General features: G+C 64.0%; 15 protein-coding genes. 4 read left to right on the top strand and 11 right to left on the bottom strand.

Annotation, left to right across the window (positions count from 1 at the left end):
• Positions 1 to 43: 43 nt before the first annotated feature.
• The 4 genes from rho to VIG32_08700 all read right to left on the bottom strand — a co-directional run bounded on the left by rho (position 44) and on the right by VIG32_08700 (position 3857).
• Entirely contained in the window at positions 44 to 1333 is a 1290-nt protein-coding gene (rho, locus tag VIG32_08715; protein ID HEY8298087.1) for a transcription termination factor Rho, read from the bottom strand.
• A 319-nt stretch (positions 1334 to 1652) separates the two neighbouring features.
• Positions 1653 to 2204 carry a DNA-3-methyladenine glycosylase gene (locus tag VIG32_08710; GenBank protein HEY8298086.1) on the bottom strand — a complete coding sequence of 184 codons (552 nt, stop codon included), beginning with the start codon at positions 2202 to 2204 and terminating at the stop codon, positions 1653 to 1655.
• A 40-nt stretch (positions 2205 to 2244) separates the two neighbouring features.
• Positions 2245 to 2670, bottom strand: a complete 426-nt coding sequence (locus VIG32_08705; protein ID HEY8298085.1) for a hypothetical protein — start codon at positions 2668 to 2670, stop codon at positions 2245 to 2247.
• 41 nt (positions 2671 to 2711) lie between these two features.
• Positions 2712 to 3857 carry a glycosyltransferase gene (locus tag VIG32_08700; protein ID HEY8298084.1) on the bottom strand — a complete coding sequence of 382 codons (1146 nt, stop codon included), beginning with the start codon at positions 3855 to 3857 and terminating at the stop codon, positions 2712 to 2714.
• A gap of 349 nt (positions 3858 to 4206) precedes the next feature.
• Here VIG32_08700 and VIG32_08695 point away from each other — a divergent pair, with 349 nt between their 5' ends.
• From VIG32_08695 to VIG32_08680, 4 genes are read left to right on the top strand one after another with little or no spacing between them, the layout of a single operon-like run.
• A complete protein-coding gene (locus tag VIG32_08695; protein ID HEY8298083.1) occupies positions 4207 to 5247 on the top strand; it encodes a ubiquitin-like domain-containing protein in 1041 nt (346 codons plus the stop codon).
• Positions 5132 to 6100 carry a 16S rRNA (adenine(1518)-N(6)/adenine(1519)-N(6))-dimethyltransferase RsmA gene (gene rsmA, locus VIG32_08690; GenBank protein HEY8298082.1) on the top strand — a complete coding sequence of 323 codons (969 nt, stop codon included), beginning with the start codon at positions 5132 to 5134 and terminating at the stop codon, positions 6098 to 6100. Before VIG32_08695 ends, rsmA begins: the two co-directional genes overlap by 116 nt.
• A 25-nt stretch (positions 6101 to 6125) precedes the next feature.
• The gene (locus VIG32_08685) at positions 6126 to 6869 is read left to right on the top strand and encodes a CPBP family intramembrane glutamic endopeptidase (protein HEY8298081.1); all 744 of its coding nucleotides are present in this window, start codon (positions 6126 to 6128) and stop codon (positions 6867 to 6869) included.
• Complete coding sequence (locus VIG32_08680; protein ID HEY8298080.1) at positions 6869 to 7891, top strand: glycosyltransferase; 1023 nt, start codon at positions 6869 to 6871, stop codon at positions 7889 to 7891. Before VIG32_08685 ends, VIG32_08680 begins: the two co-directional genes overlap by 1 nt.
• On the opposite strand, the gene VIG32_08675 is transcribed toward VIG32_08680, so the two are convergent.
• The 7 genes from VIG32_08675 to smpB are packed head-to-tail and all read right to left on the bottom strand — an operon-like array spanning position 7848 to position 15476.
• Positions 7848 to 8927, bottom strand: a complete 1080-nt coding sequence (locus tag VIG32_08675) for a glycosyltransferase (protein HEY8298079.1) — start codon at positions 8925 to 8927, stop codon at positions 7848 to 7850. The two genes, VIG32_08680 and VIG32_08675, sit on opposite strands and share 44 nt — an antisense overlap.
• Entirely contained in the window at positions 8924 to 10255 is a 1332-nt protein-coding gene (locus VIG32_08670; protein ID HEY8298078.1) for a hypothetical protein, read from the bottom strand. The genes VIG32_08675 and VIG32_08670 overlap by 4 nt, the downstream gene beginning before the upstream one ends.
• A complete protein-coding gene (locus VIG32_08665) occupies positions 10252 to 11592 on the bottom strand; it encodes a hypothetical protein (GenBank protein ID HEY8298077.1) in 1341 nt (446 codons plus the stop codon). The genes VIG32_08670 and VIG32_08665 overlap by 4 nt, the downstream gene beginning before the upstream one ends.
• On the bottom strand, positions 11589 to 13502 hold the full coding sequence (gene ftsH, locus VIG32_08660) for an ATP-dependent zinc metalloprotease FtsH (protein ID HEY8298076.1): 1914 nt from the start codon (positions 13500 to 13502) through the stop codon (positions 11589 to 11591). The genes VIG32_08665 and ftsH overlap by 4 nt, the downstream gene beginning before the upstream one ends.
• Positions 13499 to 14104, bottom strand: coding sequence for a hypoxanthine phosphoribosyltransferase (hpt, locus tag VIG32_08655; GenBank protein HEY8298075.1), 606 nt, complete (start codon positions 14102 to 14104; stop codon positions 13499 to 13501). The genes ftsH and hpt overlap by 4 nt, the downstream gene beginning before the upstream one ends.
• Positions 14101 to 14991 carry a tRNA lysidine(34) synthetase TilS gene (tilS, locus tag VIG32_08650; protein HEY8298074.1) on the bottom strand — a complete coding sequence of 297 codons (891 nt, stop codon included), beginning with the start codon at positions 14989 to 14991 and terminating at the stop codon, positions 14101 to 14103. The genes hpt and tilS overlap by 4 nt, the downstream gene beginning before the upstream one ends.
• Positions 14988 to 15476, bottom strand: coding sequence for an SsrA-binding protein SmpB (gene smpB, locus VIG32_08645; protein ID HEY8298073.1), 489 nt, complete (start codon positions 15474 to 15476; stop codon positions 14988 to 14990). The genes tilS and smpB overlap by 4 nt, the downstream gene beginning before the upstream one ends.
• Positions 15477 to 15480: the final 4 nt, after the last annotated feature.

Below are 15480 nucleotides of genomic sequence, written 5' to 3'. Positions count from 1 at the left end.
AAGCATGAGCTTGTCGAAGCATGAGCGCTTTGTTGCGTTCGGGTTATCGTTTGTTGTTGTCGTCGTAGCCGCGTGACATCGAGAGCGCTTCTTTGGTGACCGACTGCAGGAACTCGTCGTTCGTGCGCGTCTGGGCCATCTTGTCGAGGATGATCTCGGTGATGTCGCCGGTGTTGAGAACGCTCGTGGCGCGACGCAGCATCCAGATCTTGCGCATCTCGATCTCGCTGAGCAACAGCTCTTCGTGACGCGTGCCCGAGCGCTTGATGTCCACGGCCGGGAATACGCGCGACTCGGCGAGCTTACGCGTGAGATTGAGTTCCATGTTGCCGGTGCCTTTGAACTCTTCGAAGATGATGTCGTCCATCTTGGAGCCGGTCTCGATGAGCGCCGTGGCGATGATCGTGAGCGAGCCGCCTTCTTCGATCTTGCGGGCCGCGCCGAAGAACCGTTTCGGCTTATGAAGCGAGGCCGTGTCGAGGCCGCCCGAAAGCGTACGCCCCGAATTTGGAATCACTTGATTGTACGCACGAGCCAAACGCGTGATCGAGTCGAGCAGGATCACGACGTCCTTGCCATGTTCGACGAGTCGCTTCGCGCGTTCCATCGCTAGCTCCGAGACCGCCGTGTGATTCTCGGGATGCTCGTCAAAGGTCGAGGCGACGACTTCGCCGTCGATCGTGCGCTGCATGTCGGTGACTTCTTCGGGCCGCTCGTCGACGAGCAGCGCGATGATGTGTGCTTCGGGATGGTTGATCGAAATCGCATTCGCGATATTCTTGAGCAGCGTCGTCTTGCCGGCTTTCGGCGGCGCGACGATCAGCGCGCGCTGGCCCTTACCGATGGGGCAAAAGAGATCGATGAGGCGCGTCGAGAGCTGCGTGGAACGCACTTCGAGCTTGAAGCGCTCCTGCGGATAGATCGGCGTTCCTTTTTCAAAGAAGCTACGACCCTTGATCGCCTCGGGATCGTATCCGTTGATCTGATCGACCCGAATGAGGCCGTAGTATTTTTCGCTCTCTTTGGGGCGGCGAACTTGCCCCTCGACCAGATCGCCGCGCCGCAGTTCGAAGCGGCGGATCTGCGATTGGCTGACGTAGATGTCGTCGTCGCCGATCACGTAGCCGTCGCGGCGCAAGAAGCCGTAGCCTTCGGGGAGGATGTCGAGCACGCCGTTGGCGATCTCGAGGCCCGAGCGCGCCGACTGCACCTCGAGGATCCGCGGAATCAGCTCATCCTTCTTCAGTTTGAGCGGCGTCGGGATCTCGAACTCTTTGGCGAGCTCGTTAAGCTCCGCTTTGGTTTTTTCGCCGAGCTGCGCCGCCGTCAACATCGGCGGACCGGCGGCCTCTGCCTGCGGGAACTGCTCGTTGTGATGCTGTTGCGGGTTCGGAAAATTGCGATGCCGGCGTGAGCGGCGACGGCGGCCACCGCCACCGTTGGGGCCATTGTTGGGACGATTATCGAGTTGCAGCTGACTGTCTCTCTCGTAGAGTCGCGTACGTCAGGTTATGCAAAACGTACCGGCGGGGCTGCCTGTAGTTTATGTGAGACGTAGGCGTTTGGGGATGTCATGCGTCGCGGAAGTCTTTTGGAAAGACTGCCTTCGCGACGAACAAACTATAACACAGGCACGGTGGCGGCATCAAGGCTCACGGCGATAACGATCGTGGGCCGCTCACGAACGGGCTCTCGGCCTCGTAGAAGCGTCGGAGCCGCTCGGCCGCCTTGGTCAGGCCGATACGGGCGCTAACGCCGACGGCTCCCGGCAGGCGCGGCCCGCGCGCGATCCAGAGGCTCCCATCTTCCAACAGATCGACTCCGTCGCATCCCCGGTCGATTGCCAGCGCTTCGCAAAGCCGGCCCGGCCCCCGGCACAGATCGCGGACTCGCGCCGTTCGGCGTCGCGTTTCCATCAAACGTAGGCCTTCGAGCGGTTCGAGCGCGCGCAAGAGCACCGCGGCGCCGACCCCTTCAGCCTCGCTCGTGACGTTCAAACAAAACGACGTTCCATAGATGCGGTAGACGTAGGCCCGGAACGGGAGACCGAACATCGTCGCGTTGCGTGCCGTTTTCCCGCGGTAGGTATGCGATGCCGGGTCGAGCGGGGTGTAGGCTTCGGCTTCGACGATGCGCCCAGCCGCGCGCCCGTCCGGGCAGTCTCGGACGAGCACGCAGCCGATGAGCGCTTTGGCGAGTCGCATCGTTCCGATGGGAAGCTCGCCGGGTGCGATCCGTTGCAGCTTAGGCTGCGACGTGCATCGCCACTTCTGCGCGCGCTCGGGCCGTCAGATCGCCGGTCCCAGCGCCGTCGACGACCGAATAGTCGCGAAATTGATTGAGCGTGCAGCCCAAACGAACGTAGGCGAGCGAGAGGGCTTGGGGCAGCTCGCGACGCTCGCGCAGATCGGTCGCGAGATGCGCGTCGTCCACGGCGATCTCGATTGCGGCAACCCCGCGTTCGCGCAGATGCGCGGCAACCGCCGTAAGTGCGGCGTACCCGACCTCTCGATCCAAAAGTGCCGGAAAGCGCGTGACCCGAAACGGGACGCGAACGAGCCGCTCGCCTCGGCCGCCCTTCAGCCGGGCGTAGGCTACACCGTAGCCGCCCGGGTCGGCTGCGAAGCCGACCGCGGCCTGAACCTTGGAGTACGTCTTCTGCTGTGCCATGCTTCCCACGTACCCATCATAGATCGAACATATGTTCGATGTCAACTCCCGACGGCTTCGGGCTCCTTCGAGTGGAGGCGGGCGTAGAGTTCCTCGACCCGTTGCGCCTGCTCGTCGATGCCGAACCGGGCCGCCGAGCTGCGGGCCATGGCGCTAATGGAGCGGTCGGGCTCGAACGGAATCGCCGCGAGCGCCGCAGCGAATCCCGCCGCATCGGGGGTCACGACCCAGCCCGCCGCGCCCAGGACGTCCCGGCTCTGCGGCGCGTCGGCCGCGATGACGAGCGCCCCGGCGGCCAGCGCCTCCGCGAGAACCAGCCCTTGAGTCTCCGAAACGCTCGGGAAGACGAACGCATCGGCGCTCGCATAGAGATCTGGAAGGTGGCTGCGCTGCACGCCCCCGACGAAGCGAACGCGATCGACAATTCCCAGCTCTCGGACCCGTTCCTCGAATGCCGCGCGATCGGGTCCGTCGCCGGCGAGAATTAAACGCAGCGTCGGATCCGCGCAGAGCGCAACGGCCTCGAAGAGCAGATCGACGTTTTTTTCGCGCGCCAGCCGCGATACGAACAGCACGAGTCGCTCGCCCGGGCCGACGCCCAATTCCCGCCGCAGTTCCTCGCGCCGCACGCCGCCGCCGAAGAGTCGCAGGTCGATGCCGCTGGGAACGACCTCGACGTGGCGCACCACTCCCAATTCGAGCAACCGCTCGCGCATCGCGGGCGTCGGCACGATAACCGCGGCGGCGTGGTTTGCAAAGTTGCGCGTCAGTTGCGTTGCGGCGTAACGCGTGAGATTAAGATCGAACGGCAGATAGTGCGCGTACTCTTCCAACCGCGTGTGATACGTATAGACGAACGGTATGCCGTAGCGACGCGCGTAGCGCAAGCCCATCCAGCCCGTTACGAACGGCGAATGTGCGTGAATGATGTCGAGGTGTTTGATGATGCCGATACGATTGCGCCGGCTCACGAGCGGAATGGTGAGACGGTACGGCGCCGACGTCGGCAAAGGGAGCGACGGCATCCGGAAAACCGGCCCGTCGGATTCGACGTAGCCGGGCGAGCTGGGCGCGAAGCAGTACACGTCGTGGCCGTGCGCGCGCAAGCCTTCGGCTAGCCCGTCAATCGATGCGACGATCCCGTTGACGACCGGACGATATACTTCCGTAAAAAAACCAACGCGCATGCTTGAAGCGACTTGTTTTCACTGTGCCTGAGGCGGCGCCTGCGAGCCGCTCCCTTGCTGCACGAGGAAGCCCCCCTGCCGAAAGGTATGACCTGCGTAAAAGTGCTACTTTTGGTGTATTCCGCTTTCGCAGGCAGCGTGATATAGTGCCCGAGTCAGTTGATTAGCGGCATGACTGCCAAGCAAGCAGCCTAGCCGCGTGAACCGTGACCGGTTCGTGACGTTTCCACAACGGATCCGTCAACCAATAGACCGCCTCTAAAGATAGCCGTTCCGCCCACTGCTTGAAGGTGCTTTGTAAAGTCGCCTTAGCCCGGTCGTCACGTCTATCCTCAGGAAAGGAGTTGGCTTGATAGGACGCGGCCCTTCAAAGACGAGCAATCTACTTGCCGTCAGCGTTCTCACTATCGGATTGGTAACGGCCGGGTTTGCCACGCACCCCTCGTCCGCCCTCGCGGCGGCGTTGGCCGTGCGTCCCATCCAGCACGTGATCTCGTTCGAATCGGACGGATCGCTCACGCAGCACGTTACCACCGCGACGACCGTCGCGGCATTCCTTCGCGAACGCGGCATAACGGTAAATCCGAAAGACTACGTTCACCCCGGCGCCGAGCAGCCGCTTACGGATAATCTGGTGATCGATTATCAAGCCGCCGTGCCGGTGCATTTAATTACCGCCAAAGGCAAAACGACCGTAACGAGCACCGCCGGCGACGTCGGCGCGTTACTCGAAGAACAACACATCGACCTGGGAAAGTACGACGAAGTTCACCCGTCGCTCGCCGATCGCATCGTTCCGAATTCGACGATCCGCGTGGTTCGCGTTTCCAAATGGGTCGCCAACGAAAAACATAGCATCGCCATGAAAACGATCCGCAAGATCAGTTTCACGCTGCCCCCCGGTAAAACGAAAGTCGTATCGTCGGGGCGGCCGGGAATGCGCGAGATGATGGTACGCTACACGCAGCGCAACGGGCGCCTGCGTAAGCAAATCGTCGCATCGCACATCCTGCGCAAACCCAAAGATCGCGTTATCGAACAAGGCATCGGCGAGTGGGCCGCATTCGCGGAATTCGCGAAGCGCGGACTCCAAAAAACGTCGTATATCGCTTCGAACGCCGTCAGTATGGTAGCGACGGCATACACCGCCGGATGCGCCGGCTGCAGTGGATGGACGGCCACCGGCGAGCGCGCCGGGCACGGCATCGTCGCGGTAGACCCGCGCGTTATCCCGCTGGGAACCAAGCTCTACATTCCGGGATACGGCCCCGCTATTGCGGGCGATACGGGCGGCGCGATTCGCGGCGACCGCATCGATCTCGGATTCAACTCACTCTCCGACGCGCTGCGTTTCGGACGCCGAACCGTCAAGGTGTACGAACTGCAATGAGAGCGGAGCGCGCTTAATTCCTCACCCGCGAGAACTGCTGGGGCGTTACGATCTTCGGCCGAAGAAACGCCTCGGACAGAACTTCTTAATGGACGGCGGCGCGGCGGCCCGTATCGCGCGCCTAACGATCGAGAATCCTTCGGATACACCGGAGGATTTTCGCGTTCTTGAAATCGGCGCCGGAACCGGAGCGCTCACGTTAGCACTCCACGCGCTGCATGCCGATCTCACCGTCATCGAGATCGATGCGGACATGGTGCGAATCCTTCGCGAGCGCGAAGATTTACGCGACGTTCCGGTCGAGCACGCCGATGCCATGACCTTCGACTACGCACGCTTCGCAGCCGGCAGGCCGTGGCGCGTCGCGGGCAACCTGCCGTACAACGTCGCCACGCCGCTCGTCTTGAATTTCGTCGAGATGGACGGCGGCCCGCAAACGATCGTTGCGATGATCCAAAAAGACGTCGCCGATCGCCTCATTGCCAAACCCGGAACGCCCGCTTACGGAAGCTTGAGCGTCGCCGCCCAGTATCTCATGCGAATCGAACGCGCTTTCACGCTCGGCCCGGGCGTTTTTTATCCGCGTCCCAAAGTGGATTCGACGGTCGTGCGCCTCACGCGACTGGCACGGCCCGCCGCACCCGTGCGCGATCTGACGCGCTTTCGGCAGGTCGTCCGCGGCGCGTTCGCGTACCGGCGCAAAACGCTCGCCAATAGTTTGGCCCTGGCGCTCGGTGTGCGGCGCGTCGACGTCGCCGACGCACTCGAACGGATCGGGCTCGATACGGAGATCCGTGGAGAACAGCTCAGCATCGCCGACTTCGCTCGCCTCACCGACGCACTCGTTCCCTAACGGGTTTCGCTGGGGATCCAGCATCTTGGCCGCGATCGGCCTGCTCGTGCTGCTCGTTATCGTTGCCCTCGTCGGTACCGGCTGGTACGTTGCCGGTCTCTGCATGCACGCGGGGTCGGGCCTTCCGGCCTGCATCGGACAGGTACGTCACCAACTGATCGCAACCCAGAGCGGCGCCGCCTTCCAACTCGTCTTTCAAGGCATACTCGATGCGGTCGCCGCGTTCTATCTCTTGCTGGTGCTGCCGGCGATAGCGCGCGAACCCCTGACACGCCTTGGGTTCCGCCCGCTGCGCGCGCGCGATCTCGGTATCGCGGTCGTCGGAGCGCTGGTGATGGTCGTCATCGTCAACGGCCTCGGCACGCTCCTGCAAACGCTCTTTCATTCGAAAGAACAGGAGATGGCGGTCAAGCTGCTGCTCCTCCTTAAGAGCCCCGAGAACAAATTGATCGCGGCCATCCTCGCTATCGTCGTCGCACCGATCGCCGAAGAACTCGCGTTTCGCGTCTTCGTTTTCAACTTTGCGCTGCGCCGGTGGAGTTTTTGGACGGCCGCCATCGTGAGCGGCGTACTCTTCGGCTTCGCGCACACCGACCAGTTCGCACTCGCCGGTCTCGCGACGACGATTCCGCTCGCCATCGGCGGGATCGTGCTTTGCCGCGTCTACTTCACCTCGGGCAACGCCATGTCGTCGATGATCACGCACGGTCTCTTCAACGCCGTTTCCGTTGTGGGGCTGTTTTTGGCACCGAATATCGTCGGGAAGTAATGCTGCGCATCGGGGTCGACGCGATCAACCTGATCGCCGATCGCCGCGGCATGGGCCGGTACGCGCGCGCCATCCTGCGCGACCTCGCGGCACGCGAAGACGTGGAGACGACGCTGCTGTTTCGCGAACGCGAGCAGGAACAACCGCTCCGCGATGAATTTTCTCTCGAAACGGCGAGTGTAAGAGACGCAGACTCCCGACGCTTCGATGCGATTTGGTATCCGTGGAACGGCATACGTTTCGAGCCGGCTGCGCCGAAACTCGTAACGATCCACGACGCCTTCGCTTTCACCGATCCGGCTCCGGGCTTCATCGCCCGTTTTCGCGAGCAGGCTCCCATCAAGCGGGCGTTTCGGGTTGCCGATGCGTTCGCGAGCGTCTCCAACTGGTCGGCCGCGCAGATCGCGCGCGCATCCGGAGTCGACGTTGCCCGCTTTACGATCGCGTCGCCCGTACCGGACGCATTTTGGCAGCCGGTCGAGCCCGCGTTGCCTCGCCATCCGTACGTTCTCTTCGTTGCCGGTCCCGACGAACGCAAGAACGCCGCGCTGCTCTTCGCCGCGTTCGAGCGCGCGTTTCCCGACGGCGACCTTGGCCTGCTCGTTGCCGGCAGCCTGCGCGCGTCCGACGAAGCGGCGCTGCGCGATTCGAACGTCGTGCACGAACGCGTTCGCCCGAACGACGAAGCGCTGCGCGAGTTCTACTGCGGCGCGTATGCGGTTGCGATTCCCTCGCTCGCCGAAGGCTACGGCCTCATGGCGGTCGAGGCGATGGCCTGCGGCGCGCCGGTGCTGGCCGCCGATGCGGCGGCGTTACCGGAGGCCTGCGACGGCGCCGCCGTTCTGCTGCCGCCGAACGATCGCGACGCCTGGAGCGCCGCGCTGCGTACGATTGCCGAAGACGACGCGCTGCGTCGCGATCTGCGTGCGCGCTCGCTCGCGCGCGCGGCCCGCATCGATCGCGCCGCTCCCGCGAGTATTACGCTCGAGCTGCTGCAACGATTGCGCGCAGGCGTTCGATAAAACGCGGCGGCGAGAATTCCTCGGCGTGCGCTCGCAACCGTCTCGCCTCGTAACGCGAGGAATCGAAGCCGCGTAGAGCGTCCGCGAGCGATTGCGGCGTCGCTTCGTCGAAGTATTCGCCGGTTTCGCCTTCCACGATCGTCTCGAGCGCGCCGCCCGCACGGTAGGCGATGGTCGGCCGTCCGGAAGCCGCCGCCTCGAGCGGCACGAGTCCGAAATCTTCTTCGCCCGGTAGAATTGCCGCCCGCGCGTTGCCCAGCAGTCCGTCGAGTTTCTCGTCGCTCACGTAGCCGAGCAGACGCGCGGTCGAGGTACGTTCCGCGAGCGCGCGCAGTCGCGCTTCGTCGGGGCCCGTGCCCGCAATCAAAAGCGGAACGTTCGCTAGCCGCGAGGCTTCGATCGCAAGGTCGATGCGCTTGTACGGCAGCAGCCGCGAAGCGATCAGAAAATACTCGCCCGTACCGGCGCCGACGGTGAAGCGATCGACGTCGACGGGACACGGTAGCACCGTGGCGTCGCGATCGTAGTAGCGAGCGATCCGATCCGCAACGTTGCGGGAGTTCGCAACGAAGAGCGTCGGCCGCTGCGCGGCGCGTTTGTCCCACGCAACGAGCGATGCGACGACGGGCCGCACGAGCCGCTTCGCCCCCAGTCCGCCGACGTATCGGTCGTACGCGAACGCAAAGCGGCTCACCGTGTTGATGTAACACACGTGAACGGCATCCGGGCGCACGATCACGCCCTTCGCCCATGCGGTCGTCGAACTCACGACCGTGTCGTAGCCGGAGAGGTCGAACGCCTCGAACGCGCGCGGGTAGAACGGCGCTAAGTAGCGGAAGATGCGGTTCGCACCCGGGATGCGCGCGAGGTACGAGGTCCGCACGCGCGCCGGATCGACGAGATCGCCGGTGGCCTTCGGATCGAAGAGCGCGGTGTAGACGGGTGCGTCGGGATACGCCCGCGCGATATGCGCGAAGACGCGCTCGGCTCCGCCACGCTGATTGAGGTAGTCGTGAACGAGCGCGACCCGGTTCAGATTGAAGACGGGGCCGCGCGCGGCAATACGAAGGCGACGGTCGGCGAACCGAGATATTTGCGAGCGACCCGCTGCAGGTCGGCCGCCGAGGTCTCGCCGATCGCGGCCACGGCTCGGTTGAGATAGTCGGGCGAGCTATTCTGCATCGCGAAGACACCCGCGAGCCAGGCGCGGTCCTCGAGGGTGGTCGCGCCGTTCACGAATTGCCCTGCGGCCAGCGCCTTCATCTCATCGATGTTGCCTTGCAGCTTCGCCGCACCTAAGACGTTCACGACGGTCATCGCCGTTCCAAACGTACGCGACGGATCGCCCAGACCGCCGTCGACGTAAACGACGACGTTGGCCGGACGCTGATCGAAGTTGTAGAGCGCGCCGACGCCTTGATCCACGAACGATTTTGTGGCGACCGTCGGTAACTCCGAAACGTCGGCCAGCGTGCGCTGCAAGAACGCGGTCAACACGAGCATCGGCCCGAAGTCGGCGCTTCCAAGCGCCGGCGCCGGATACTGTGCGATCAGCCACGGTGCCGGGACGTCGCGATGCGTGACGAGTTGGCGCGAGCTTCCCCGCAATACGGCCGCGGCGATTCGTACCGGGCTCGACGAACCGGGCGGCAGCACGTCGAGCAACCGGCGGTAGTCGTCTGCGTTTACGGCAGACGCATCGCCGACGACGCTCACCACGGTGCGATCGCGCCGATAATTTGCGGCAAAAAACGTCTGCGCGGCTTGCGAGTCCTGCGCGATCAGCGTTTCGGGAATGCCGTATTCGGGCAGTCCGGCGCCGGAATTCGGAAAGAACGCGCCGTCGAGCATCTCGATTCCGACCGTAAGCGCGACGCGTTCGTTTTGCCCGATCTTCTTATCGAGTTCGGCGCGCGCGCGATCGAGCGCCGGCGCGCTAAAATCCGGTTTGGCAAGCGCGTCGCGCACGAGCGGCAGCAACGTACTCGCATATCCGCTTTTGAGTCCTTCGAGATAGAAACGCACGTCGCGTCCGTCGACGGTGTAGCCGACCGAACCGCCGTTGGCTGCAACGGCCGCGCGCAACGGCTGGCCGCCGGCGCCGACCGGCGTCTCCAAGATCGCCTCGGCAACCAGCGCGGCGAGGCCGCTCTGCTGGGGTCGCTGCCGGTCGAGACCGGCCGGGATGAAGAGTTCGGTTCCGACCAGCGGACTCTGCGCGTCGGGCTGCTCGACGATCGTCGCGTTCGCGTAGCGCGTCACGACCGGCGCCGGAACCGCGGCGGGTACCGTCGCCGCGCTCGCGCCGGTACCGAGCGCCCCGCACGCGAGCAGACCCAGCGTAACGAGCGAGCTATACTTCATTGTGAGGCTTCCTGCGAGTGCGACTGCGTCAGTTCGACCGTCGCGGGGTGCGCGAGATACGCTCGCACGACGCTCGCGACGAATCGCGGATCGAGCGATTCAACGTCGCGCACGTAGGTGCCCGATACGTCTCCCGGGGCGTACGCGGCGTCGCCTTCTACGGCGAACCAGCCGAAATTATCGGCCGCGTTGACCGGCGTCTGCACGGCGCTCAAGATGTGATATTCAAATGCTTTGCGCGCGGCGGCAAACGCGCGCGCGTCGAGCGGGCTTCGCAGCCGATCGACGGCGGCGAGCGTTTCCGCACGCAGCGCGCCGGCCTGTTTTTGGCTGCTGATCGTAACGAGCAAGACGCCGGGCTCGTGCAGCGTGATGAACTGTCCGTTCACGACCGAGTCGGGATCGATGGAGTCGGCGGCGGCGGTTACGACGCCGTTATCGGCGTTAAAGAGATAGTCGGCGACGAAGTCGAGCGCCGTTGCCGCGCGGGTCTTGGCGATGCCCGGTCCCAGCCACGCGAGACCTGCTCCGGCGATCGGTGCGGCCGCGACGGCGTCGCCGAGGTCGCGCGCGGGCGTCGAATCGAACGGGGGATCCGAGACCGGGGCGCCGCTCGCGGCGCCGGCCGGATGCCACGCGGCCGCAACGGCGGCGGGGCCGGCGTTGCCGGCAATACTCAAGACGGCATTCGCTTCGCGAAACGCGCGCTGCGCGAAGGCTTGAGTTTGAGCCAGCGTAAGTCTGCCGAGAGAGGCAACCGAATCCGGCGTCGGCGGATAGTGCGCGGGCCCGCCGGTGAAGAGCTGCGTCATCAGTAGATCGTGCACGGTGCGGTCGGCCGAGAAATGTTTTTCGGCGGCTGCGAGGGCGACGTCGCGCTGCGCGCTCTTAAAACCGTCCGCACCGATCGTCGCGCGAAAATACGCGCGCGTCATCGCGCGAACGATCGCCGCAGCCGATGCGGCGGGTACGCTCGCGCCGACTTCGACGATATCCGGATAGGCGTTGATCGAGAGGCGACCGCCAGCGAGGCGTACGGCTTCGGCAAACGACGTATCGTGCGGTGCGGGCCGCGAAGCGGCGACGGCGGTAAGAGCCAAACGCGAGAGTCCGGGGGCGGCGGAGTCGTACCCGGCACCGGGCGCGCGAAACCACAACTCGACGACGGCGTTGCCCACGGTCGCGTCGCGATGCACGACGTACGTCCCGCCGCCCGGCAGCGCGCCGTTACGCTGCGGCGAAGAAACCTCGGCGGCAGCGCCGGCGTGAAGCGGCAAAGACGCGAACAGCGATATGCCTGCGCATATCGCCGTTGCCGCGATCTTCGAATAGGTCACGCCGGTTCCGGCGAGATGTTCGGCGGAAGACGCTTGGGCTCGCGCTTGCCTTCCTCGGCCGGGACGACCGGCGCGACCTCGGTGACCGGCGCCGTTCCGGAGCCGCCGCCGCGCGTGAATTGACGTCCCTCCAGAATCGATCGAACCTCTTCGGCTTCGACCGTTTCGTATTCGAGCAGCGACGCGACCATGCGCTCGACTTTGTCCCAGTTCTCCGTGAGAATCTTGCGCCCGCGTTCGTAGCACGTTTCGATAATGCTGCGCACTTCCGCATCGATCTTCGAGGCGATCTCTTCGGAGTAGTTGCGGTCTTCGCCGAAGTCGCGGCCCAGGAAGACCTGATGATTCCCGCGACCGTATTGAATCGGTCCGAGCGAATCGGACATGCCGTACTGCGTGACCATGCGGCGCGCGAGTTCGGTCGCCTTCTCGAAATCGTTACTCGCGCCGGTCGTCACGTCTTTGTACTGAATCTCTTCGGCGAGCCTGCCGCCCATCAGCCGCATGATGATCGAGAGCAGTTCTTCTTTGGTTTGACTGTGCCGATCGTCTTCGGGCAGCGACCAGGTGATTCCGAGCGCCATACCTCGCGGAATGATCGTCACTTTATGAATCGGATCGCCCTTTTCGGAGAGCGCTCCGATGATCGCGTGGCCCGATTCGTGATACGCGGTCATCTCTTTTTCTTTTTGCGACATCACGATCGAACGGCGTTCCGGTCCCACCATCACGCGGTCGATCGCTTCGTCGCAATCGTTCATCTCGATGACCGATTTATTGCGTCGCGCCGCGAGCAGGGCCGCTTCGTTCAAGAGATTCTCGAGATCGGCGCCGGAGAATCCGGGCGTCCGTTTGGCGAGAATCTCGAGCATGACTTCCTTGCCGAGCGGTTTGTTGCGCGCGTGCACTTCCAGAATCTTCTGGCGGCCTTTGACGTCGGCGCGATCGACCACGATCTGCCGGTCAAAGCGCCCCGGACGCAGCAGCGCCGGGTCGAGCACGTCGGGCCGGTTCGTCGCGGCGATCAGGATCACGCCGGTATTCTGATCGAAGCCGTCCATCTCCACGAGCAGCTGATTGAGGGTCTGCTCGCGCTCGTCGTGTCCGCCGCCTAGGCCCGCGCCGCGTTGGCGGCCGACCGCGTCGATCTCGTCGATGAAGATGATACAGGGCGCCGATTTCTTGGCTTGGTCGAAGAGGTCGCGCACGCGCGACGCGCCGACGCCGACGAACATCTCGACGAAGTCCGATCCGGAGATCGAAAAGAACGGTACGCCGGCCTCGCCCGCGATCGCGCGCGCGAGTAAGGTTTTGCCGGAGCCCGGCGGCCCGAGGAGCAGCACGCCCTTTGGAATCCTCGCGCCGAGCGCCTGAAACTTCTTGGGATATTTCAGGAACTCGACGATCTCGCCGAGTTCTTCCTTGGCCTCGTCGACGCCGGCCACGTCTTGAAACGTTACCTTCGGACGATTTTCAGAGAGCGTCTTGGCGCGCGATCGACCGAACGAGAGCGCTTGATTCCCGCCGTTTTGCGCCTGTCGCAGGATGAAAAAGAAGAGCAGCGCGAGCACCACGAACGGCAGAATGCCGAAGAGCGTCGAGAGAATCGACGAATTGCTGGGAGATGGGAATTCGACTTTACCCTTCGCGTGGGTTCTGATCTCGTTGGCCATCGCGCTGTCGAGATTGGGAACCGACGTCGTAAAGTGCTGGCCGTTGGTCAGCGTGCCGGTCGCGTCGTGACCGACGGCGGTAATGTCCTGAATCTGCCCGCGATCCAGCTTCGTGTAGAAGGCCTTGTAGTCGAGCGCCGTCGAGTCGTTCTGCGGCACCACGATCTTCTCCACGACGAAAAAGACCACGATGCACGCGAGCACGATGAGGACGACCGACCGGAGATGCTTGCTCACGATGTTTTTATAACAACCTTATCCTCTGAAAATACGAAGGAACGGAGCTGCGCGAGGTACGGCAGATTCCGATATTTTTCTTGGTAATCCAAACCGTACCCTACGACGAAGGTGTCGGGTGCGACCAGACCCACGTACTCCAGCGGCACGTCAACGCTCCGATGGTACGGTTTGTCGAAGAGCACGCAGGCGGCGAGGCTGGCGGGATTGCGCCCACCCACTAACGACCGAAGATACTGCAGCGTGAGGCCGTTATCGACGATATCCTCAACGACGAGCACGTGTTTGGCCGTAATGTTTTCGTTGGTATCCTTTAACAAACGGACTTCGCCGCTCGAGCGGACGGCGTTGCCGTAACTGGAAACGGCGAGATACTCGACCTCGATGCTGCTCGGCCCGTCGGGCAGACGCGAGATCGCTCGCGCGAGATCGACCGTGACGTAGAGCGCACCCTTCAACACCCCCAGGAGCAGCAGCGGTTGCCCGGAGTAGTCGGAGGCGATACGAACGGCGAGCCGATCGATCGCCGCCGCGATCTCGGTTTTGCTAAAGAGCACGCGCTCGATGGCTTGGCCGTAGGCGTCGTCTTTCTGAATCGTCACTTCTTTTGGTGTACCGTCAACGCGCCTTTCTCAATCGCCAGTTCGATGCCGTCCTTCATGTGAAAACGCCCGGAACCGCCGCTTCGCAGCGCCCGGACGGCCGCTTCGACGTGTCCGAAATCCACGTCCCGCAGCGCTTCCTGCTCGCGCAGGGTCTCGCGCACCTGCTTGCGCAAGCCCGCTTCTTCGTGGCCGCCGAGCTCCGCTCCGACGAGGCTGGCCGCCCGCGCCACCGCCGCATCGAGCCCTGGAAAGAGCGGCCGCAGCGCGGAGAGGGCCGCTCGAACGGCGTTGCGCCGATAGGCCGGGTCCTCGTTGGTGGGGTCCAAGGCGTAGGGTAGCCCCGCAGCCTGAACGCAGCCTAAGAGCGCTGCCCGCTCCCAGCGCAGCACGGGACGCGCCAAATCGACCCCTTCGGCGAGCCGCCGCCGAGCGGGCATCCCCGCGAGCCCCTGCGGTCCCGTTCCTCGAAACAACGCCAACAGCAGCGTCTCGGTTTGATCCTCGGCATTGTGCGCCGTGGCGACCGCGCCGGCGCCCGCTTCGCGCGCCATCGCGCTCAGCGCGGCGTACCGCGCTAGGCGCAAGCTCGCTTCGTCGGCCCTCGCCGGCGGATCGAGCCCGACGATCTTTACGGGTAAGCCGAGCGCGGCGCTCGCGCGCAGCACCACCGCTTCGTCTTGCCAGGCCGAGCGGCGGACCCCGTGATTGACGTGCCCCAAGACCAGCCGCAACTCCATCGGTTTGGCGATGCCGGCCAGAATTGCCGCGAGCGCGATCGAATCGGGGCCGCCACTACAGGCGATCAGTACGGACTCTCCCGGACGAATCACCCCGTCGCCCTCGATCGCCTGGGCAATCGCCCGCTCCGGCCGCGCGCCCCTCATCGCGTGTGGCGCGCGATCTCGCGTTCGACGTCCCGTTTGGCCGAGGACTCGCGTTTGTCCCAGAGTTTCTTACCGCGCGCCAAACCGATCTCCACCTTTACTTTTCCACGCGTAAAATAGAGGCGCAGCGCGACGAGCGTCAAGCCTTTCTCGGCGGCGCGCTGGCCGAGCCGTTCGATCTGCTCTTTGTGCAGCAGCAGCTTGCGCGGCCGGTTCGGTTCGTGATTTGAGAAGCTGCCTTCTTTATATGGCGGCACGTGCATGCCGAGCAGCCACAACTCGCCATCGCGCAAGCGCGCGTACGCCTCGTTCAAACTCACGCCGCCCTGACGAATCGACTTGATCTCGGTGCCGCTCAAGACCAGCCCCGCTTCCATCGATTCCATGATGAAATACTCGTGCCGGGCTCGCCGATTGTCGATCGTCGGCGACGTGTTCTTCGAGGCCGCCTTCTCGGCGACGCGCAGCTGCTTTGATTTGGCCATGTGC

Source organism: Candidatus Baltobacteraceae bacterium, from assembly GCA_036559195.1.
Taxonomy (GTDB): domain Bacteria; phylum Vulcanimicrobiota; class Vulcanimicrobiia; order Vulcanimicrobiales; family Vulcanimicrobiaceae; genus JALYTZ01.
This window is presented reverse-complemented; position numbering and strand designations above follow the sequence as displayed.

What these genes read in the sequence shown, in the direction of transcription:
- rho (HEY8298087.1), bottom strand. Translation starts at nt 1,333, where the DNA reads ATGTTGACGGCGGCGCAGCTCGGCGAAAAAACCAAAGCGGAGCTTAAC.
- VIG32_08710 (HEY8298086.1), bottom strand. Translation starts at nt 2,204, where the DNA reads ATGCGACTCGCCAAAGCGCTCATCGGCTGCGTGCTCGTCCGAGACTGC.
- VIG32_08705 (HEY8298085.1), bottom strand. Translation starts at nt 2,670, where the DNA reads ATGGCACAGCAGAAGACGTACTCCAAGGTTCAGGCCGCGGTCGGCTTC.
- VIG32_08700 (HEY8298084.1), bottom strand. Translation starts at nt 3,857, where the DNA reads ATGCGCGTTGGTTTTTTTACGGAAGTATATCGTCCGGTCGTCAACGGG.
- VIG32_08680 (HEY8298080.1), top strand. Translation starts at nt 6,869, where the DNA reads ATGCTGCGCATCGGGGTCGACGCGATCAACCTGATCGCCGATCGCCGC.
- VIG32_08670 (HEY8298078.1), bottom strand. Translation starts at nt 10,255, where the DNA reads ATGAAGTATAGCTCGCTCGTTACGCTGGGTCTGCTCGCGTGCGGGGCG.
- tilS (HEY8298074.1), bottom strand. Translation starts at nt 14,991, where the DNA reads ATGAGGGGCGCGCGGCCGGAGCGGGCGATTGCCCAGGCGATCGAGGGC.
- smpB (HEY8298073.1), bottom strand. Translation starts at nt 15,476, where the DNA reads ATGGCCAAATCAAAGCAGCTGCGCGTCGCCGAGAAGGCGGCCTCGAAG.